This window comes from Micromonospora solifontis (genome assembly GCF_003725545.1).
GTDB classification, from domain to species: domain Bacteria; phylum Actinomycetota; class Actinomycetes; order Mycobacteriales; family Micromonosporaceae; genus Micromonospora; species Micromonospora solifontis.
Window position 1 is genome coordinate 16,213 of the sequence record NZ_RJLN01000022.1, and the last position, 18,990, is coordinate 35,202.

At 75.4% G+C, this 18,990-nt stretch carries 19 protein-coding genes; 10 read left to right on the plus strand and 9 right to left on the minus strand.

Translation table 11 applies throughout. From position 1 onward, the window contains the following. Positions 1 to 37 precede the first annotated feature (37 nt). The 5 genes from EFE23_RS10465 to EFE23_RS10485 all read right to left on the minus strand — a co-directional run bounded on the left by EFE23_RS10465 (position 38) and on the right by EFE23_RS10485 (position 4,208). The gene (locus EFE23_RS10465; protein ID WP_123240701.1) at positions 38 to 646 is read right to left on the minus strand and encodes a class I SAM-dependent methyltransferase; all 609 of its coding nucleotides are present in this window, start codon (positions 644 to 646) and stop codon (positions 38 to 40) included. A gap of 172 nt (positions 647 to 818) precedes the next feature. Then, the gene (locus tag EFE23_RS10470; protein WP_123240702.1) at positions 819 to 1,724 is read right to left on the minus strand and encodes a sulfite exporter TauE/SafE family protein; all 906 of its coding nucleotides are present in this window, start codon (positions 1,722 to 1,724) and stop codon (positions 819 to 821) included. After that, positions 1,721 to 2,320 carry a rhodanese-like domain-containing protein gene (locus EFE23_RS10475; protein WP_123240703.1) on the minus strand — a complete coding sequence of 200 codons (600 nt, stop codon included), beginning with the start codon at positions 2,318 to 2,320 and terminating at the stop codon, positions 1,721 to 1,723. The genes EFE23_RS10470 and EFE23_RS10475 overlap by 4 nt, the downstream gene beginning before the upstream one ends. Positions 2,321 to 2,410: 90 nt before the next feature. Then, positions 2,411 to 3,811: an MBL fold metallo-hydrolase gene (locus EFE23_RS10480; protein WP_123240704.1), complete on the minus strand. Its 1,401-nt coding sequence runs from the start codon at positions 3,809 to 3,811 to the stop codon at positions 2,411 to 2,413. 127 nt (positions 3,812 to 3,938) lie between these two features. After that, complete coding sequence (locus tag EFE23_RS10485) at positions 3,939 to 4,208, minus strand: metal-sensitive transcriptional regulator (RefSeq protein ID WP_123240705.1); 270 nt, start codon at positions 4,206 to 4,208, stop codon at positions 3,939 to 3,941. Positions 4,209 to 4,506: 298 nt separating this feature from the next. On the opposite strand from EFE23_RS10485, the gene EFE23_RS10490 reads away from it, so the two are divergent. After that, positions 4,507 to 4,899, plus strand: a complete 393-nt coding sequence (locus EFE23_RS10490; protein WP_123240706.1) for a DUF302 domain-containing protein — start codon at positions 4,507 to 4,509, stop codon at positions 4,897 to 4,899. Between the two features lie 49 nt (positions 4,900 to 4,948). On the opposite strand, the gene trxA is transcribed toward EFE23_RS10490, so the two are convergent. Further along, the gene (gene trxA / locus EFE23_RS10495) at positions 4,949 to 5,317 is read right to left on the minus strand and encodes a thioredoxin (protein ID WP_123240707.1); all 369 of its coding nucleotides are present in this window, start codon (positions 5,315 to 5,317) and stop codon (positions 4,949 to 4,951) included. 160 nt (positions 5,318 to 5,477) lie between these two features. Here trxA and EFE23_RS10500 point away from each other — a divergent pair, with 160 nt between their 5' ends. From EFE23_RS10500 to eccB, 5 genes are all read left to right on the plus strand, one after another. Next, positions 5,478 to 5,792, plus strand: a complete 315-nt coding sequence (locus EFE23_RS10500) for a rhodanese-like domain-containing protein (RefSeq protein ID WP_123240708.1) — start codon at positions 5,478 to 5,480, stop codon at positions 5,790 to 5,792. Then, a complete protein-coding gene (locus EFE23_RS10505) occupies positions 5,789 to 6,160 on the plus strand; it encodes a rhodanese-like domain-containing protein (RefSeq protein WP_123240709.1) in 372 nt (123 codons plus the stop codon). Before EFE23_RS10500 ends, EFE23_RS10505 begins: the two co-directional genes overlap by 4 nt. 110 nt (positions 6,161 to 6,270) lie before the next feature. Continuing rightward, positions 6,271 to 7,650, plus strand: coding sequence for an MBL fold metallo-hydrolase (locus EFE23_RS10510; RefSeq protein ID WP_123240710.1), 1,380 nt, complete (start codon positions 6,271 to 6,273; stop codon positions 7,648 to 7,650). Positions 7,651 to 7,715: 65 nt separating this feature from the next. Then, positions 7,716 to 8,960, plus strand: coding sequence for an MFS transporter (locus EFE23_RS10515; RefSeq protein WP_123240711.1), 1,245 nt, complete (start codon positions 7,716 to 7,718; stop codon positions 8,958 to 8,960). A 77-nt stretch (positions 8,961 to 9,037) separates the two neighbouring features. After that, the gene (eccB, locus tag EFE23_RS10520; protein ID WP_123240712.1) at positions 9,038 to 10,417 is read left to right on the plus strand and encodes a type VII secretion protein EccB; all 1,380 of its coding nucleotides are present in this window, start codon (positions 9,038 to 9,040) and stop codon (positions 10,415 to 10,417) included. A 212-nt stretch (positions 10,418 to 10,629) separates the two neighbouring features. On the opposite strand, the gene EFE23_RS10525 is transcribed toward eccB, so the two are convergent. Further along, positions 10,630 to 11,232: a class I SAM-dependent methyltransferase gene (locus EFE23_RS10525; RefSeq protein WP_123240713.1), complete on the minus strand. Its 603-nt coding sequence runs from the start codon at positions 11,230 to 11,232 to the stop codon at positions 10,630 to 10,632. 107 nt (positions 11,233 to 11,339) lie between these two features. Between EFE23_RS10525 and EFE23_RS28835 the strand changes: the two genes are divergently transcribed. Next, positions 11,340 to 11,966 carry a TIM barrel protein gene (locus tag EFE23_RS28835; RefSeq protein WP_123240714.1) on the plus strand — a complete coding sequence of 209 codons (627 nt, stop codon included), beginning with the start codon at positions 11,340 to 11,342 and terminating at the stop codon, positions 11,964 to 11,966. Beyond that, positions 11,963 to 13,273 carry an MGH1-like glycoside hydrolase domain-containing protein gene (locus tag EFE23_RS10535; RefSeq protein ID WP_123240715.1) on the plus strand — a complete coding sequence of 437 codons (1,311 nt, stop codon included), beginning with the start codon at positions 11,963 to 11,965 and terminating at the stop codon, positions 13,271 to 13,273. Before EFE23_RS28835 ends, EFE23_RS10535 begins: the two co-directional genes overlap by 4 nt. A 43-nt stretch (positions 13,274 to 13,316) precedes the next feature. Here EFE23_RS10535 and EFE23_RS10540 read toward each other — a convergent pair whose 3' ends face one another. Both EFE23_RS10540 and EFE23_RS10545 read right to left on the minus strand, forming a co-directional pair. Further along, a complete protein-coding gene (locus EFE23_RS10540) occupies positions 13,317 to 15,449 on the minus strand; it encodes a molybdopterin-containing oxidoreductase family protein (protein ID WP_123240716.1) in 2,133 nt (710 codons plus the stop codon). Between the two features lie 253 nt (positions 15,450 to 15,702). Continuing rightward, on the minus strand, positions 15,703 to 17,016 hold the full coding sequence (locus tag EFE23_RS10545; protein ID WP_123240717.1) for an aminotransferase-like domain-containing protein: 1,314 nt from the start codon (positions 17,014 to 17,016) through the stop codon (positions 15,703 to 15,705). A gap of 100 nt (positions 17,017 to 17,116) precedes the next feature. Here EFE23_RS10545 and EFE23_RS10550 point away from each other — a divergent pair, with 100 nt between their 5' ends. Further along, positions 17,117 to 18,385 carry an MFS transporter gene (locus EFE23_RS10550; protein WP_123240718.1) on the plus strand — a complete coding sequence of 423 codons (1,269 nt, stop codon included), beginning with the start codon at positions 17,117 to 17,119 and terminating at the stop codon, positions 18,383 to 18,385. Between the two features lie 183 nt (positions 18,386 to 18,568). Beyond that, on the plus strand, positions 18,569 to 18,967 hold the full coding sequence (locus tag EFE23_RS10555; RefSeq protein WP_123240719.1) for a DUF2267 domain-containing protein: 399 nt from the start codon (positions 18,569 to 18,571) through the stop codon (positions 18,965 to 18,967). Positions 18,968 to 18,990 lie beyond the last annotated feature (23 nt).

Here is an 18,990-nt window from a genome sequence, read left to right on the forward strand (position 1 = left end):
GCGGGCCGCCGGCAGGGCAGCGCGGCCGTGCGGGGTGTCAGCCGGCGGGCCGGGTGGCGACGACGACCGTGTCGAGGGCGTCGATGCTGCCGCCGTCGCTGGTGGGGACCGGGCGGCGGGCCGTCTCGGCGCGCTGGATGCGCAACCCGGCGAGCCCGTCGACCACGGCCTCCGGCGTGAGCAGGACCGCGGGGTCCTGCGGTCCGCCGGTGCCGCCGCGCAGGTTGGCCAGGTCGTGGCCCACGACGACGAGGGTGCCGCCGGGCCGCAGCGCCCCCCGGGCCGAGTCGAGCACGCCGGCCAGGTCGGGCGCGGGCAGGTGCAGGTAGCTGATCAGCACCAGCTCGTAGCTGCCGGGCACCGGCCGGTACGCGGTCACGTCCGCGACCCGCCACTCGACCGGCACGCCCCGCGCGGCGGCCAGCTCGCGGCCCCGCTCGACCGCCACCGGCGCGAAGTCGACGGCGGTGACCCGCCAGCCCTGCTCGGCCAGCCAGACCGCGTTGCGTCCCTCGCCGGCGGCCAGGTCGAGGGCGGCGCCGGGGGTCAACCCGGTGACCGACTCGACGACGAAGCGGTTGGGCTCAGCGCTCCACACCAGTCCCGACGCGCTCGCGTACCGGGCGTCCCAGGCGCTGCTGTCCACTGTGTACCTCCTCTGGCGGCGCACCCCGCCAATCCTGACCCTACCGGTCGGTGTGGCCCTCGTTCGTCGGTCCCACGCCCTCCGTCACCGGCGGAGGGGAAGCGGTCGAGGAGCTGGCGTCGTGGACGCCGAGGGGCGCCCGGACGAGCCGGGCGCCCCTCGGGACCGGAACTCAGCCGCGGGACGAGGTCGCCACCGGCGCCGGGGGGACCGGCTCGCTCGGCGTCGCCGGCCCTCGCCGGGAGCGCAGCACGGCCACCACTGCGGTGATCGCAGCGGCGACGCCGACGCCGGCCCAGAGCAGCGGGTTGGTCCGCAGCTCCTCGGGCAGCTGCTGGCCGAGCACGAAGACGCCCATCACCACGACGAACCAGCCGAACGCCTTGCGCAGCACGTCCGCCGGGATCTTCCCGGCGAGCCGCCCGCCGAGGAAGCTGCCGACGATCGCCGCGGCGGTCACGGCGAGCGCCAGTCCCCAGTTGATCTGCACGCTCGAGAGGTAGCCGGCCAGGCCGGCGAAGGACTTCATCGCGATGACCACCAGCGAGGTGCCGACGGCGACCGGCATCGGCAGGCCGCCGAGGAGCGCCAGCGCCGGCACCACCAGGAAGCCGCCGCCCGCGCCGACCAGGCCGGTGACCAGCCCGACGACGATCCCGTCGAGGACCACCCGGAACACCGGCAGCTCGTGCGGCACCGGCTTGCCCTCGGCGCCGCGCCGGCCCCGGATCATCGCGAACGCGGTGGCCAGCATCATCACCGCGAAGCCGGTGAGCAGGAAGCCGGCCGGGATGAACTCCGCCAGCCGGCCGCCGGCGTACGCGCCGGTCATGCCGGCCAGGCCGAAGATCAGCCCGGTACGCCAGCGGACCCGCCCGGCACGGGCGTGCGGCAGCACGCCCACGGCGCTGGTGGCGCCGACCACGAGCAGGGAGGTCGCGATGGCCTCCTTGGCGGGCAGGTCGGCCACATAGACCAGCAGCGGTACGGCGAGGATGGAGCCGCCGCCGCCGAGCAGGCCGAGGCTGACGCCGATCAGCACGGCCAGCCCGAGCGTCAGCAGCAGGGTGGCGCTCATGCCCGCCCCCCGTTGCCCTCGCGGAGTTGGCCGACGATGGTGTCCAGGTCGCAGCTCGCGCCCCGGTTGTACGGCAGCTTGCTCAGCATCATGCCCATCGCGCAGGTGTTGGTCACCGCGGCGAAGGTGAGGCCGGCGCCGATGAAGCCGGCAACCCACTTGAGGCCGGGTACGAAGACCGAGCCCAGGACGCTGGCCAGCACGATGGAACCGGCGACCAGGCGGACCTGCCGCTCCAGGTCCCAGCGGGACGCGCCCTGCTTGACCGGCGCGTTCGCCGCCTGCCAGGCGAGCATGCCGCCGTTGAGGACCTTCAGGTTGGGCAGCCCGACCCCGGCGAGCGCCTGCTCGGCCTGGGTGGCGCGGGCGCCCGAGCGGCAGATCAGCACCACGTCCTCGTCGAGGTGGTTGCGCAGTTCCTCGCGGTGCTCCTTGAGCAGGTCGAGCGGGACGTTGTAGGCGCCGGGGATGTGCACGGTCTCGAACTCGGCCGGGGTGCGCACGTCGAGCAGTCGGGGGGCGCGCCCGGAGTTGATCAGCTCCCGCAGGGTGGTGGCGTCCAGGGTGGCCGGCTGGGTGGTCTCGGAAGTGCTCATTTCTCCTCGTTCTGGGACGAACCGCCTTGGCCGGCGGCAGGGTGGGGCGCCGGCCGGCGCGCGGTGCGCCGGCCGGAACTCGGGTACGGGTCAGGCGTTGTCGGCCATGGCGACTCCCGCCGCCTCGGCCTGGTCGAACTTGTCGTCGACGACGACGACCTCGCGGCCGGCGTTGGCCAGCAGCGACGCGGCGGCGGTGGCCCGGTAGCCGGAGCCGCAGTGCACCCAGACCGCGCCCGCCGGCACGTCGGCGAGCCGCTTGGGCAGGTCGGGCAGCGGGATGTGCACGGCGCCCTCGACGTGGCCGGCGCGCCACTCGTTGGTCATCCGTACGTCGAGCACGACGTCCGGGGTGGGCAGGCCGGCGGGGGTGTTCCCGGCCCGGGCCGCGGCCAGGGCCGGGAAGTCGGCCATCCGCAGCTCGCGGAGCTGTCCGGGCTCGGTGGTCCACTGCTCGGCCGCGCCGGTGGCCTGCGCGGCGGGCCGGTAGATGCCGATCCGGACCAGCTCCCGCTGGGCGTCGGCGACCTGCTCCGGCGTCTCCGCCAGCAGCGTGATCGGCGTGCCCCAGTCGATCAGCCAGCCCAGCCAGGTGGACATCGGGCCGTCCAGGCCGAGGCTGACCGTGCCGGCCAGGTGCGAGGTGGCGTACGCCTTGCGGTGCCGCAGGTCCACCACCCACTCCCCGGCGGCCATCCGGTCGCGGAGCTGGGCCGCGTCGGCCCGGGTGACCGGGGTGAGGTCGACCGGAGCGGGCCCGGCGTTGTTCGCCACGCCCATGTGGGCGTAGTACGCCGGGTAGGCGTCCAGGCCGGCGAGGGTCTGGGTGACGAACTCGTCCGCCGCGAGCCGCAGCACCGGGTTCGCCTGCTTCTCCCGCCCGATGGTCGAGTCGGGGGCGTCGGCCTGGCTGGCCGAGCAGAAGCTGCCGAAGCCGTGCGTCGGCCACACCTGCGCCCCGTCGGGCAGCAGGTCGACCAGCCGCCGCGCCGAGGCGTGCTGGTGGTGGGCCAGCTCATGGGCGTGCTCCTGACCGAGCAGGTCGGTGCGCCCGGTGGTACCGAACAGCAGCGAGCCGCCGGTGAAGACGCCCGCCGGCTGCCAGTCGCCGTCGGTGGCCTCGTCGAGGACGTACGAGAGGTGGTGGAAGGTGTGGCCGGGGGTGGCGACCACGCGCAGCCGCAGGGCGTCGGAGACGGGCTCCACGTCGCCGTCGGTGACCGGTACGCGATCGAAGCCGACCTCGTCCGCGCCGGCGACCAGGTAGCGGGCGCCGGCGATCCGGGCGAGTTCCAGGCCGCCCGAGACGTAGTCGTTGTGGATGTGCGTCTCCACCACGTGGGTGATCCGCACGCCCTTGGCCCCGGCGAGGTACAGGATCCGGTCGATGTCGCGCTGGGGGTCGACCACGATCGCCACCCGGCCGTCGGAGGCCAGGTAACTGCGGTCGCCCAGCGAGGACGTGGCGATGACGGACACGTCGACTGCCATGTGCCGTACTCCTTCCTTTCCCCACATACCCCGGGGGGTATATGGGAGACAGATTTCGACCCGGGTTACGGGCATGTGTTACCCGCCCTCGCCGCGATCACGCGGCGAGGGCGTGTGAATTCCTCGCTCAGGCCAGGGCGAGGAAGAGCTTCTCCAGCTCCTCCTCGGACATCTCCGGCTCCTCGCCGCGTTCGCGGGTGGTGCCGCAGTGCCGCATACCGGACGCGATGATCTTGAACCCGGCCCGGTCGATGGCCTTGGAGACCGCGGCGAGCTGGGTCAGGGCCGACCGGCAGTCCTCGCCGTTCTCCATCATCTCGATGACGGCGTTGAGCTGGCCCCGGGCCCGCTTGAGCCGGGTCAGCGCCTCGCTGGTCATCTCGGGTTGAAGCTTCACGGCACCACCTCCTGCGTTCAACATACCCCAGGGGGTACTTGGCTCGCCAGTGGGATACCCCCACGGGTATCTTCAACGGCACGGGTCACCGGCGGATTCCCACCATCCCAGCGGAACGATCCCCGGCGACCACCCTGCTCACCCTCCAGGAGGTTCCATGGCTCCGGTACGGCATCACCAGGTGGTCATCGTCGGTGGTGGCACCGCCGGCATGCTCCGCGGCCTGGCCTGAGTCACCGAATCACCGGCGGCCGGACCGGCCGGCCGGCATCATGTCCACCGAAGGAGAGCAGAAGCGATGAGCTACGCGATGACCGTCCGCCTGTCCGCCGGGTTCGCCCCGACGGTGGAGCGCGTCCGGGCGGCCCTGAAGGACCAGGGCTTCGGGGTGCTGACCGAGATCGACCTGCGCTCGACGCTGCACGACAAGCTCGGGGTCGACCTGGCGGAGTACGTCATCCTCGGGGCCTGCAACCCGCCCCTGGCGCACCGCGCGGTGCAGGCGGACCCGGCGATCGGCCTGCTCCTGCCGTGCAACGTCGTCGTCCGCGCCGACGGGCCGGACGGCACGGTCGTGCAGGCAATGGACCCGCAGGTGATGGTGCAACTCAGCGACGCGCCCGAGCTGCGGGCGGTCGCCGACGAGGCCGGCGCCCGGCTGCGCGCCGCGCTGGACGCGTTGACCGGCTGAGCCGCGCCGGGGGCGCGGGCGGATGCCCGCGCCCCCGGGTACGGCAGGGTCAGCGGGCTGCGCCGCTTCCGGCCAGCTTTGCCCGTACCTCGTCCATGTCGAGGTCGCGGACCGCCTGGATCACCTGCTCCAGCGCGGCGGCCGGCAGCGCGCCGGGCTGGGCGAAGACCAGGATGCCGTCCCGGAAGGCCATCAGCGTCGGGATCGACCGGATCTGGGCGGCCGCGGCGAGACCCTGCTCCGCCTCGGCGTCGACCTTGCCGAACACGATGTCCGGGTGCTGCGTGCTGGCCTTCTCGAAGACCGGCGCGAAGCTGCGGCAAGGGCCGCACCAGCTGGCCCAGAAGTCGACCAGGACGATCCCGTCCCGGCTCACGGTCTCCGCGAAGTTCGCTCCGGTCAGCGCCACGCTCGCCATGTCCCACCTCCGTGTCTCGACGGCGTTCCAGCGCGCACAACATACCCATGGGGGTATTTGTTCCCGGTGCCGCGCGGCTCACTCGGGAATGTCGATGCCCCCGGGGTGGGTTAAGCTCCACGTAGATACCCCGGGGGGTATACGGATTCGAGGAGGAAGCATGCGAGAGGTCGACCTGCCGGAGTTCGCCGCCGCGCACGCCGACGGCGCCGTCGCCGTGGACGTGCGGGAGCCGTTCGAGTACGTCGAGGGGCACGTGCCCGGCGTCCGCTCGGTGCCGCTGGCCCAGTTGCCGACCGTGGTCGGGGAACTGCCACGCAACCGTCCCGTCTATGTCATCTGCGCCAGCGGCAACCGGAGCCTGGCCGCCGCGCAGTTCCTGGCCCGCGCCGGTATCGACGCCCGCTCGGTCCGGGGTGGCACCGGCGGATGGGCGCGCAGTGGCCGTCCGGTCGTCGCCGGGGTGGACGCATGACGCTCGGCGGCAGGCTGAAGAGGCTCTTCGGCGCGCGCTACGCCACCGTCGGGCCGGAGCGGGCGGCCGCCCTGGTGGCCGCCGGGGGCGTGTTGCTGGACGTGCGGGAGCCGGCCGAGTGGCGGGCCGGCCACGCGCCGCGGGCGCGACACATCCCGCTCGGGCAACTGGCGGACCGGATCGGTGAGCTGCCGGCGGATCGGCCGGTGGTCACCGTGTGTCGCTCCGGCGCGCGGTCGCGGCAGGCCGCCGCGCTGCTCGCCCGCGAACGCGGCCAGGTGCACAACCTCGCCGGCGGCATGCGGGCCTGGGCCGAGGCCGGGTTCGCCCTGCAGGCGAAGGGTGGCCGGCCCGGCCGCCTGAGCTGAGCCGGGCCGATGGTCCCGGAAGGGCGGGACCATCGGCCCGGAATATACCCCCGGGGGTATACGCTATCGTGAGTGTATCGCCGTTCATCACTGCGAAGGAGTTCCGCGCGATGTTGTTCACCCAGTACTACCTGGACTGCCTGTCCCAGGCGTCGTACCTGATCGCCGACGACACCACCGGACGGGCGGTGCTCGTCGACCCGCGCCGGGACATCGACGAGTACCTGACCGACGCCCGGGCGCACGGCCTGACCATCGAAGGGGTGATCAACACCCACTTCCACGCCGACTTCCTCGCCGGCCACCTCGAGGTGGCCGCCGCGACCGGCGCCTGGATCGGCTACGGGCACCGCGCGGAGACCGAGTACCCGAGCCGCAAGCTCACCGACGGGGAGCGGATCAGCCTCGGCGACGTGACGCTGGAGATCATGGAGACCCCCGGGCACACCCCGGAGTCGATCAGCATCCTCGTCTACGAGCACGCCACCGACCCGGTGCCGTACGGGGTGCTCACCGGTGACGCCCTCTTCATCGGCGACGTGGGCCGGCCCGACCTGCTCGCCTCCCTCGGCGTCACCGCCGACGACCTCGGCCGGATGCTCTACGACAGCGTCCAGCGCAAGCTGATGGGCCTGCCCGACGAGGTCCGGGTCTTCCCGGCGCACGGCGCCGGCTCGGCCTGCGGCAAGAACCTCTCCACCGAGCGGCAGTCGACCATCGGCGAGCAGCGCCGGACCAACTACGCCTGCGCCCCGATGAGCGAGGAGCAGTTCCTCGCCCTGGTCACCGGCGGGCAGCCGGCCGCGCCGGGCTACTTCGCCTTCGACGCGGTGCTCAACCGCAAGGCCCGCGAGCTGTTCGACCACACCAGGGCCCCGCGCCCGCTCGACGCCGCCGAGTTCGGCCGGGCGCGCAGCGAGGGCGCCGTGGTGGTGGACGCCCGCGACCCGCAGGAGTTCGCCGCCGGCCACGTCCGGGGTGCGATCAACATCCCCGCCGACGGCCGGTTCGCCGAGACCGCGGGCAGCGTGATCGCGCCCGACCGCAAGGTGCTCGTGGTGGCCCCGCAGGACCGGGAGGAGGAGATCGTCGTACGCCTCGCCCGGATCGGCTTCGACCACGTCGTGGGCTACCTGCGCGAGCCCGAGGGCGCGTTCCTGGAGATGGTCGCCGACATGGCGCGGGCCAGCCGGCTCACCGCCACCGAGCTGCGCGCGGCGCTGGACACCGCCACCGCGCCCGTGGTGCTGGACGTCCGCAACGCCGGTGAGCGGGAGCAGGGCGGCGTCGACGGCTCGCTGCACATCCCGCTCGCGGAGCTGCCCCGCCGCCTCGACGAGGTGCCGTCCGACCGGCCGGTCGTGGTGCACTGCGCCGGCGGGTACCGCTCCTCGGTCGCGGCCAGCCTGCTGCGCAACGCCGGCCGGGCCGACGTCTCCGACCTGCTCGGGGGCTACGGCGCCTGGCAGGCGCTGCACGCCGCCGTCTGACCGACCGGTCTCGCGGGTGGCCGGGGCAACCGCCCCGGCCACCCGCCGCGTACGTGGGAGAAGAGATGACAGCGACCTCCGTCGCGCCGAGGCTGGGTCTGCGGGCGAACGCCGCCCAGTTCCTGCTCCTCGTCGCGGTCAACGCGCTGGTGGGCGGCGTGCTCGGCACCGAGCGAACCGTGCTGCCGCTGCTCGGCGAGCGGGAGTTCCACCTGACGGCGTACACCGCCGCGCTGACGTACATCCTCGCCTTCGGCGCGACCAAGGCGGTCACCAACTTCTTCGCCGGCACGCTCTCCGACCGGTACGGCCGCAAACCGGTGCTGCTGGCCGGCTGGCTGGCGGCGATCCCCGTGCCGCTGCTGCTCATCTGGGCGCCGAGCTGGGGCTGGGTGGTCGCCGCCAACGTGCTGCTCGGCGTCAACCAGGGCCTCGCCTGGTCCACCACGGTGATCATGAAGATCGACCTGGTCGGGCCGCACCGGCGCGGCCTCGCCATGGGGCTGAACGAGGCCGCCGGCTACCTCGCGGTGGCCGTCACCGCGCTGGCCACCGGCGCCCTCGCCGCCCGCTACGGCCTGCGGCCCGCACCGTTCCTGCTCGGTGCCGCGTACGTCGCGGTGGGCCTGGGCCTGTCCACGCTGCTGGTCCGGGAGACGCGCGGCCACGCCCACCACGAGGCGGCCAACCATCAGGGGAGTGCCCACCACGCCGGCCTCACCACCCGGCAGGTCCTCGGCCTGGTCAGCTGGCGGGAACCGGCCCTCAGTTCGGCCAGCCAGGCGGGCCTGGTGAACAACCTCAACGACGGCCTCGCCTGGGGACTCTTTCCGGTGCTCTTCGCCGCCGCCGGGCTCTCCCTGTCCCGGATCGGGGTGCTGGCGGCCCTCTACCCCGCGGTCTGGGGCCTCGGGCAGCTCGTCACCGGACCGCTTTCCGACCGCGTCGGCCGCAAGCCCCTCATCGTGGTCGGGATGCTGACCCAGGCCGGCGCGCTCGGGCTGATCGCCGGCGCTCCCGGATTCGGCGGGTGGGCGGCCGGCGCGGTGCTGCTCGGCGCCGGCACCGCGATGGTGTACCCCGCGCTGCTGGCGGCGGTCGGTGACGTCGCCCATCCGGCCTGGCGCGCCCGCGCCGTGGGCGTCTACCGGCTCTGGCGGGACGGCGGCTTCGCCGTGGGCGCCCTGTCCGCCGGACTGCTCGCGGACCTCGTCGGCATCCGGGGCGCCACCTGGGCGGTGGCCGGGCTCACCGCCGCCTCCGGCCTGCTCGTCGCGGTGCGGATGTACGAGACCCACACCCGCGCCTGAGGAAGGACACACAGGGTCCACACCGGATCGACGGAGCGTCTATCCTGTCCGCCGACGACCCAGGCGGAAGGGATCCGATGCCGTCGCGGCAGGACCAGCTCCACTCGTACCAGTTCACCGTCCAGCGGGCGGTCGCGGCGCTGGTGATGCGGGAGACCGACCCGGCGCAGTCGCCGTTCCGCCGGCTGGCCGGCGCGGGCCTGGCCAGCGTGCTGGTGGCGGTGATCGCGCTCGGCGGGGCCGCACTGTACGGCCTGTTCGCCGGCGGCGGCAGCTCCTGGCGTGACCCGGGCGCGGTGATCGTGGAGAAGGAGTCCGGCGCGCGGTTCGTCTACCGGGAGCAGCGGCTGCACCCGGTGCTCAACTACGCCTCCGCGCTGCTGATCATCGGGGCGGAGCACCCGAAGACGGTGCTGGTCTCCCGTCGCTCGATCGACGGCGTGCCGCGCGGGCTGCCGCTCGGCATCGCCGACGCGCCGGACTCGCTGCCCGCGCCGGGCCGGCTCGCCACCGGGGCGTGGACGGTGTGCTCGGTCGCCGCCGAGCCCGGGCGCGCGGAGGCTCGCTCGGCCCTGCTGATCGGGCGGGAGGCCATTGGCGGCCGGCCGCTCGGCGACCAGGGGCTGCTGCTGCGGCATCCGGACGGCAGCCTGCACCTGCTCTGGCACGACCGGCGCTACCTGCTCCGGGACACCGACCGGGTGCTGGCCGCGCTGGCCGCGACCCGGGCGCGGGCCGTACGGGTCGCCGCCGCGCTGCTCAACACCGTGCCGGCCGGCGCCGACCTGGCTTCGCCGGCGCTGCCCGGCCTGGGGGAGCCGTCCGGCCGGGTCGACGGCGCCACCGTCGGCGACGTCTACCTGGTGCGCAACTCCGGCGGCGGCCGGCAGTACGCGGTCGCCGAGCGGGACGGCCTCGCCGGCATCACCGAGTTCCAGGCCGCCCTGCTGCTCGCCCGCACCGGCCAGGGTGACCCGAAGCCGATCACCCTGGGGCGCTTCGCCGCCCTGCCCAAGCTCCCCGACCGGGCGCCCACCGGGCCGGCCGCGCCGCCGGCCGTACCGCCCCGGCTGGCCACCGCGGACCTCGGCGCGCTCTGCGCCCGGGTCGCGGACGACGCCGGCGTACGCGACCTGCGGGTCGGCGTCACCCCGCCGGACGTCTCCGCCGCCGCCCGGACCGCCAGCGGCCACGGCGGGCTCGCCGACCGGGTGGTGGTCGAGCCCGGCCGGGGCGCGGTGGTCGAGTCGGTCGCCGCGCCGGGCGCCACCGGCGGCGCGGTCAGCGTCGTCACCGACCTGGGCCGACGGTACGTGCTCACCGGCGGCGACGTGCTCGGCATGCTGGGCTACTCCGGCGTCCGGCCGCTGCGGCTGCCGGCGGGCCTGGTCAGCCTGGTGCCGGCCGGCAGCCCGCTCGACCCGGCCGCCGCCCGCGCCGTCGCCGCCCCGGCTTGACCCGGCGGGCTGGTCGCCCAAGCCCGGCCGGCCGGCGCCTCGGACTCACGGGGCCGCTGGGCATCCTTCGGCGGCTACGAACTTGATGACGTGAACGCATCACCCCGGCCCCGGCTCTGGGGTCCCGGCCGGGTGATCCATCTGCGTCATCAAGTTCGTAGGTGCTCGCGCCAGTCCTGCCGACTCGCGCCGGACGACCGGTGGCGCCCGTCTCAGAGCGGCTTGCGCAGCACCGTGACCGCCCATTCGGCGTCGTCGCGCCACGGGCGCAGGTCCCAGGTGGCGAAGCGGTGCTCCACCCGCAGCCCGGCCGCCACCGCGTCGGCGTCGAGGTCGGTGAGCGGGTAGCCGCGCCGGGTGTCGAAGCCGACCACCATCAGCCCGTCCGGCCGGACATGCGCGGCGACCCGGGCCACCACGTCCCGCTCCGTGCCGGGGGCGACGAAGACCATCACGTTGCCGGCGATCACCGCCGCGTCGAACGGCTCGGGCTCGCCCTGCGCGGCCAGGTCCAACTCCGCGAGGTCAGCGACCAGGAAACGCGGACCCGGGTGATCGGTCCGGGCGGCCTCGATCAGCAGCGGGTCGGCGTCCACGCCCACCACGGTGTGCCCGCGCGCGGCCAGCGCGGCGGCGACGCGGCCGGTACCGGTGCCGGCGTCGAGGATCCGCGCGCCCGGCGGGACCAGGGCGTCCAGCAGCCGAGCCTCGCCGGCCAGGTCCGCCCCCTCGGCCGCGAGCCCCCGGAACCGGTCGATGTACCACTGCGAGTGTCCCGGCTTGGTCTCCGTCACCCAACGCGTCGGCTTGCCCATGCGGCCACGGTAACTGATCTTGTCGGCCGCCCGCCGGTCGACGGCTCAGTCGCATATGCCGATTTTTCGGTTAGAATCAGGGCCGGCACTTCCCTCGGAGCGACGCCATGGCCAACTGGGTTGTCTCGCTGACCGGGCCCCGGCGCGTGAGCCTCGAGCCCTGCCCCGCGGACCCGCTCGGACCGGCCCGGATCCGCGTCCGCACCTGCTATTCCGGCATCTCCGCCGGCACCGAGCTGACCCTCTACCGGGGCAGCAATCCCCGGCTCAGCAAGGACTGGGACGATGCCACCGGGATGTTCGTCCCCCGCCAGGCCGCGCCCGCGTACCCCGTGATCGGGTTCGGCTACGAGGAGGTCGGCGAGGTGGTCGAGGTCGCCTCCGACGTCACCGACCGCCGCCCCGGGCAGGTCGTCTGGGGAATCTGGGGGCACCGCGCGGAGGCCGTGGTGGCGGCCGGCGCGGTTGCCCCGCTCGCGCCCGGGCTCGATCCGTTGCCCGCCGCCCTGCGCGCCGCCGCGCCGTACCTCGGGCACGTGCAGGTCAGCGACTCCAACCGGTACCAGCCCGGGGCGGGGCACCTGGACTGGGCGGTGCTGCTGCGCACCCTCGACGAGATCGGCTATCCCGGCTGGCTGGCCCTGGAGTGCCGGCTGCGCGGCGAGCCGGTCGCCGCCCTGCGGCAGGCCGCCACCGTGCTCCGGCAGGCCGGGCCGCGGCGGGCGGCTGCGTGAGCGCGGAACGGGCCGCGCTGCTGCGCCGGCTGGCCGTCACCACGCTCCAGGCCAACTGGGAACACGACCACACCGTCCCCTCGCGCACCCTCTATCCGCACCAGTGGAGCTGGGACTCGGCGTTCATCGCGGTCGGGCTGGCGCACGTCCGCCCCGACCGGGCCTGGCGGGAGCTGCGCACGCTCTTCTCCGCACAGTGGGCCGACGGGCGGGTGCCGCACATCGTGTTCAACCCCGCGTTGCCGGTCGGCACCTACTTCCCGGGGCCCGTGTTCTGGGACTCGTCGCGGGCCGCCGGGGCGCCCGCCGCGGCCACCTCCGGCATCGTCCAGCCGCCAGTGCACGCCGCGGCCGCCTGGCTGGTGCACCGGCGGGCCCCCTCCGAGGCGTCGGTGCAGGCGCTGCGCTGGCTCTACCCGCGGCTGGTCGCCCAGCAGCGCTACCTCACCCGGCGGCGTGATGTCGGGGGCGGTGGGCTGGCCTGCATCGTGCACCCGTGGGAGTCCGGGGTGGACAACAGCCCGGCCTGGGACGGCCCGCTGGCCGGGGTGCCCGCCGAGGCGGCCGTCATGCGGGCGTACCGCCGGCACGACATCGCGCACGCCGCCGCGGCGCACCGCCCCACGGACCTGGACTACGCGCGGTACGTCGCGATCGTGGCGGCCTACCGGGCGGTCGGCTACCGGGATGACCGGCTGGCCGAACAGCCGTTCCTGGTGGAGTGCCCGCTGGTCAACGCCGCGCTCGGGGTGGCCGAGCACGCCCTGGCCCGGATCGCCGGCGTGGTCGGCGCCGACCCCGGGCCGCACCGGGACCGCGCGGCACGGATCACCGAGGCCCTGGTGGCCCGGCTCTTCGACCCGGCCACCGGCACCTTCCGCCCCCGCGACCTGCGCACCGACCGGCTCGTCCCGGCCCGCACGGTGCTCGGGCTGATCCCGCTGATCCTGCCTGACCTGCCCGCCCGCCAGGTCGGGGCGGTGCTCGCCGAGGCGTGCTCGCCCCGGTTCGGCCTGGCCGCCCGGATGGACCGCCCGCTGCCCACCCACGACCGCACCGCGCCGGACTTCGAGCCGCTGCGCTACTGGCGCGGCCCGAGCTGGGTGAACATCGCCTGGCTGCTGTGGCGCGGGCTGCGCACCCACCACCGGCCCGACCTGGCCGCCGGGCTGCGCGAGTCGATGTGCGACCTGGTCGCCCGGGGCGGCTGCCACGAGTACTTCCACCCGGACACCGGGGCCGGGCTCGGCTCACCGGCGTTCAGTTGGACCGCCGCGCTGGTGCTGGACGCCCTCGCCGAGGGCTGAGCCGCCGACGGGCGGGAACAGCCCGGTGGGCCGAAGGTTCCGGTCAGCCGGCCGGGACGGCCTCCGCCGGCGCCGGCGGGCCGACCGGCGCCGCGTCGGCGGGTGGATCGACGACCAGCAGCTCGGCCGGGACCGGCTCGACCTCGACCCGGCAGTCGTGGAAGGTCGGCCCGCCGCCCAGGTCGGTGTCGCGGACCGCGGTGACCGCGTTGACGGTGGCCCGGCCGGGGCTCAGCCGCGCCCAGTACGCCTTGTAGGTGAACGCCACTCCGCGCCGCGTCGCGTCGTCCACGGCGACGGCGGCCAGGAACGCGCCACGGTCGTTGCGTACCCGCACCGCGTCCCCGTCGACCAGGCCGCGCGCCGCCGCGTCGTCCGGGTGCAGGTGCACGCGCGGCGGCCCGGTCCGCCGGGTGTGCCAGGGCAGCGAGGCGAAGGTGGAGTTCATCAGGAACTTCCCGGCCGGCGCGAGGAGCACCAGCGGGAACCGGGTGGCCAGCGCCGCGTCCCCGGCCTCGACCGGCGGGGTGAAGCCGGGCACGGGATCCACCCCGAGCCGGGCCAGCGACGGGTCGTGCAACCGGGCCCGGCCGTCGGCGGTCGGGAAGCCGCCCGCGGCGTACGGGGCCGAGCCGACCGCCACCCCGGTGGTCCGGGCGTACGTCCGCGCGCACAGTTCCTCGAAGCTGACCGGGGAGTCGCGCAGCAACTGCCGGGCCAACTCCTCGTCGCTGTCCCGCAGCCGGGGATGGTCGATGCCGAGGGCGGCGGCGATCCGGCGGAAGATCTCCGTGTTCGGCAGCGCCTCACCCGGTGCCTCGGTGACCGGCAGGTTCAGCGTCGTGTAGTGATGCCCGTACGAGGTGTGCAGGTCGAGGTGCTCCGGCTGCATGGTGGCCGGCAGCACCACGTCGGCGTAGTCGCAGGTGTCGGTCCAGCGCTGCTCCAGCACCACGGTGTGCAGGTCGTCCCGGCGCAGGCCGGCCAGCAGCCGGTTCTGGTCCGGGGCGGTGGCGGCGGGGTTGGCGTTGAACACCACCAGGGAGGTGATCGGCGGGTCGGCCTCCCCGGTGAGCACGGCGGCCAGCCGGCTCATGTTGATCGAGCGGGCGGGCGGCGCCGGCAGATCCGGCGGCCGCACCACCCGACCCTCGTCGATCGGGTAGTGCCCGCTGGTGGAGACGAGCGCGCCCCCGCCCGGGTACCGGAAGTCGCCGGTGAGCAGCGGCAGCGCGCAGATGGCGCGGATCGCCTGGCCGGCGCCGTGGTGCCGCTGCAGGCCCAGACCCACGCGGACGGCGGTGGGCCGGGTGGTGGCGATCCGCGCGCCGAGCCGGTGGACGACCTCGACCGGGAGGCCGCACTCGGCGGCGGCCCGCTCCACCGGCCACTCGGCCAGCCGGGCCGCCAGCTCCGCCCAGCCGACGGTGTGCGCGGCCAGCCACTCCTCGTCGACCGCGCCGGCGTCGAGCACGCCGCGCATCAGGCCCAGGGCGAGGGCCGCGTCGGTGCCGGGCAGCGGGGCGATGTGCTCGTCGCTGCGGGCCGCGGTCTCGGTGCGCAGCGGGTCGATGGTGACCAGGTACGCCCCGCGCTCCCGGGCCTGCTGCACGAACGGCCACAGGTGCAGGTTGGTGGCGAGCGGGTTGGCGCCCCAGAGCACGATCAGCTTCGCATCCACGATGGACTCCGGCTCGAAGCCGACCGAGCCGCCGTAGACCGAGCGCGTCGCCGTCCGCGCCGCTGCCGTGCAGATGGTGGTGTCCAGCCGGGAGGCGCCCAGGTGGGCGAAGAGCCGGGGACCCATGGTCCAGCCCTGCACGAGGCCCATGGTGCCGGCGAAGTAGTAGGGCAGCACCGCCTCCGGGCCGTCCCGCTCGATGCTGGCCCGCAGCCCGGCGGCCACCCGGTCGAGCGCCTCGTCCCAGCTCGCCGGCCGGAAGGAGACCCGCCCGGCCCCCTTCGGCCCGGTGCGGACGTACGGGGTGGTCAGCCGGTCGGGTCCGTTGACCGCGTCGAGGTAGCGGTTGACCTTGCCGCAGAGCGCGCCTCGGGTGAACGGGTGGTCGCGGTCGCCGCGCAGCGCGACGGCCCGGCCGTCCTCCACGGTGAGCTGCCAGACGCAGGTGTCCGGACAGTCCAGCGGGCAGGCGCCGGGATGGGTGGTGCGGGCCATGCCGCGAGCCTACCGAGGCGGCCCGCAGAGCGCGGGCGGCGGCTGACCCGGCACCGCTGCGGGGTCTCCCCGGTCGACCAGCTCATCTTCGACCACCTCCGGGCGACCGGCGCGTCGCCCTGATCCGGGCACGCCCATGTTGAGCGACATGTCTGACGTGTTCATGTCGGAGAGACATGCCGCGGGTGAGAGCATCACCCGCCCGGTGACCGCGCGCCGGGCCGGCGCGCGTGCGGCGACTGGCGCGGCGCGTTCAGCCGGGCAGCAGTCGGGCCAGGGCGCGCAACGCGGTGCGGACGGCGTCCTCGTCGGCGCTGAGGCTGACCCGCAGCCCGGGCGGCACGCCCCGGCGGGCGGCGAACTCGTCCACCCCGGCCACCGCGATCCCCCGCCGGCGGGCGAGGGCGGTGACCGGCTCGGCGTCGTGGTCGAGGCGTACCCAGGCGAACGGCGCCGGCCCGTCGAGCGTCACCCGGTCGCCGAGCAGGTCCCGGGCCAGCGCGGCCCGGCCGGCCAGCTCGGCGGCGCGGGCGGCGGCGAGCCGGTGCGCGGACCCGCTCAGCACGAGTTGGGTGGCGACCTCGGCGACCAGTGGCGCGGGCGCCCAGGCCAGCGCCCGGGCGGCGGCGCGCAGCGGTTCGGCCAGCGCCGCCGGGGCGTACCGGTAGCCGATCCGCAGTCCGGGGGCGAGGGTCTTGGTGATGCCGGTCAGGTGCACGGTGCGGGGATGCCAGGCGGCGACCGGCGGCGGCCGGTCGGGCCGCAGCGCGCCGAAGGGGTCCTCCTCGATGACGGTGAGGTCGTGGGCGGCGGCCACGGCCGCGATCTCCCGGCGGCGGTCGGCCGGCATGGTGAGCCCGGTCGGGTTGTGCAAGGTGGGGTGGAGGTGCAGCGCGGCCACCCGCCGCCGCGCGCAGAGCCGGTCGATCGCGTCCGGGCGGGGGCCGGCCGCGTCGCTGGGCACCGTCGCCAGTTCGATGTGGAGCAGCCGGGCGGCGGCGAGCAGCCCGGGGTTGGTCAGCTCGGTGGTCACCACCACCTGGCGGGGTTGGGCCACGGCGGCCAGCGCGGCGGCCAGGCCGTGCTGCCCGCCGGCGGTCACCTCGACGGTGTCCGGCTCGGGCCGCCAGCCGGCGTGGGCCATCCAGCGGGCGCCGGCGATGCGGTGGCGCACCGCGTCGGCGTCCTCCGCGCCCACCGCGAGGGGGTCGGCGGCGATCCGGTGCAGGATGGGCGCGACGGCCCGGTGCACCGGGCCGTGCCCGGGCGGGTGCACGGTGGCCACGTCCAGTGCCGGCGTGTCGGCGGCGGCCGGTGGGGTGCGGGCGGGCGCGACGAAGGTGCCCCGGCCGACCTCCCCGCTGAGCAGGCCGCGCCGGGCGGCCACATGGTAGGCACGGCCGACGGTGGCGATGGTGACGCCGAGCCGCCGGGCCAGCTCCCGCTGCGGCGGCAGCCGGTCACCCGGGGAGAGCCGGCCGGCCGCGATGTCGGCGCCGATCGCGTCGGCGAGCGCGAGATAGCGGGGCCCGCTGCCGGCCAACCCCGTCGGCTCCCAGATTGTCACCGTGACAATCTAGCCGCCGCGCCGGCCCGGTCGCCACCGGATTGTCACCGTGACAATCCGGCAGGCCCGACCTCCCGGGTACGCGTCGGAGGCTGCCCGCATGACCGTCACCTCCGCCGCCCTCTGGCGGCACGCCACCTTCCGCCGGCTCTGGCTCTCCGACGCGGTCAGCACCCTCGGCACGCACGTCACCACGGTGGCGCTGCCCCTCGCGGCGCTGACCGTGCTCGGTGCCAACGCGACCGGGGTGGCCGCGCTGACCGCCGCGACCACGCTGCCGTACCTGCTGCTCGGCCTGCCCGCCGGAGCGATCGTGGACCGGCTGCCCCGCCGCGCGGTGCTCGTCACCACCGACCTCGTCCGCGCCGTGCTCCTGGCCAGCGTCCCGCTCGCCTGGGCAGCCGGACGGCTCACCCTCGCCCACCTCGTCACGGTGGCGCTGCTGGCCGGCTGCGCCACCGTGCTGTTCGACGTGGCCTACTTCGCCGCGGTGCCGGCGGTGGTGCCGGCCGGCCGGCTCGCCGCCGCCAACGCCCGCCTCGAGGCGACCCGGGCGGTCGGTCAGACCGCCGGACCGGGCCTGGCCGGCGTGCTGGTCGGGGTGCTCGGCGCGCCGGTCGCACTGCTGGTCGACGTGCTCAGCTTCGTCGCCTCGGCCCTGTTCCTGGCCGGTACGCCCAGGCTGGCCCGGTCCGCCTCGGCCGGGGCGGTGGGAGTCTGGCGGGACGCCGCGGCCGGGGTCCGGTTCGTGTTCCGCGACCCGGTCGTCCGGGCGCTGACCCTCTGCTCCGGCCTGACCAACCTCTGGCACGCCGGCTTCTTGGCCATGCTGCTGGTGTACGCGGTCCGTGAGCTGCGGCTGCCCGCCGCCACGGTGGGCCTGCTGGTCGCCGGGGCCAACGTGGGCTACCTGCTCGGCGCGGCGGTGGCCGGGCGGGCCCGGGCCCGTCTCGGCGTCGGCCGGGCGGTCACCGGGGCGGCGGTGCTCCAGGCCGGCGCCGCGCTGGTGCTGCTGCCGCACCCGCTCGGCGTCGGCGCCGGACTGGCGGTCAACGCCTTCGCCAGCGGGTTGTACAACGTCAACGCGGTCAGCCTCCGGCAGGCGGCCACACCGCCGGCGCTGCTGTCCCGGATGACGGCCACCAGCCGGTTCGTCATCTGGGGGGCGATGCCGCTCGGGGCGGCCCTCGGCGGCGCGTTGACCGGGCTGCTGGGCGCGCCGGCGTACCTCGCGCTGGCCTCGCTGGGGATGGCCGCCGCGGCCCTGGTCACCCGTTGCTCTCCGGTCTGGCGGAGCCGCGACTTCCCGTCCCCGCCCGACCTCCCCGCAACCCCGGACGCCACCACCCCGGCACCCGCCGCCTGCTGACCGCCGCCCACCGCCCCTTGCCGCCGTTTGCCGCCGCCGGCCCCGGGTAACCGCCGGAGCCGGCGAACCGTGCCCGCGCCGGCCCCTGGGGCCTCATTCACGGAAATAGTGGCCATCCGGGATTCGATTGCCACTGTTTCCGTGAAACAGGGCGACAGGGGAAAAGGGCGACAGGAGGCGGACGTGCGGTTTCCCCGATTCGTCGAGGCGGTGTCCCGCCGCTCGGAGCTGCCGGTCGAACAGGCCGCCACGATTTCCCGCGCGGTGCTGCAGACCCTCGCCGACCGGATCACGGGTGGCGAGTCGGCGGACCTGGCGGCGCAACTGCCCGACGAGCTGAGCGGCTACCTCACCGCCCCGGCCGAGGGTGGGGGTGGGGGTGGGGGACCGGTGACCTTCCTGCGCCGGGTCGCCGACCGCGCCGGGGTGGATCCGGCGGTCGCCGAGGCGGGCACGGTCGCGGTGCTCGCGACGCTGCGGGAGGCGGTCACGGTCGACGAGTTCCAGGACCTCGTCGCGCAGTTGCCGAAGGGATTCGACGCGATGGTCGACCCGATCCCCCGTCCGCCGTACGATCGGTGAGGACGTGCTCCCCCAGCGGGGGT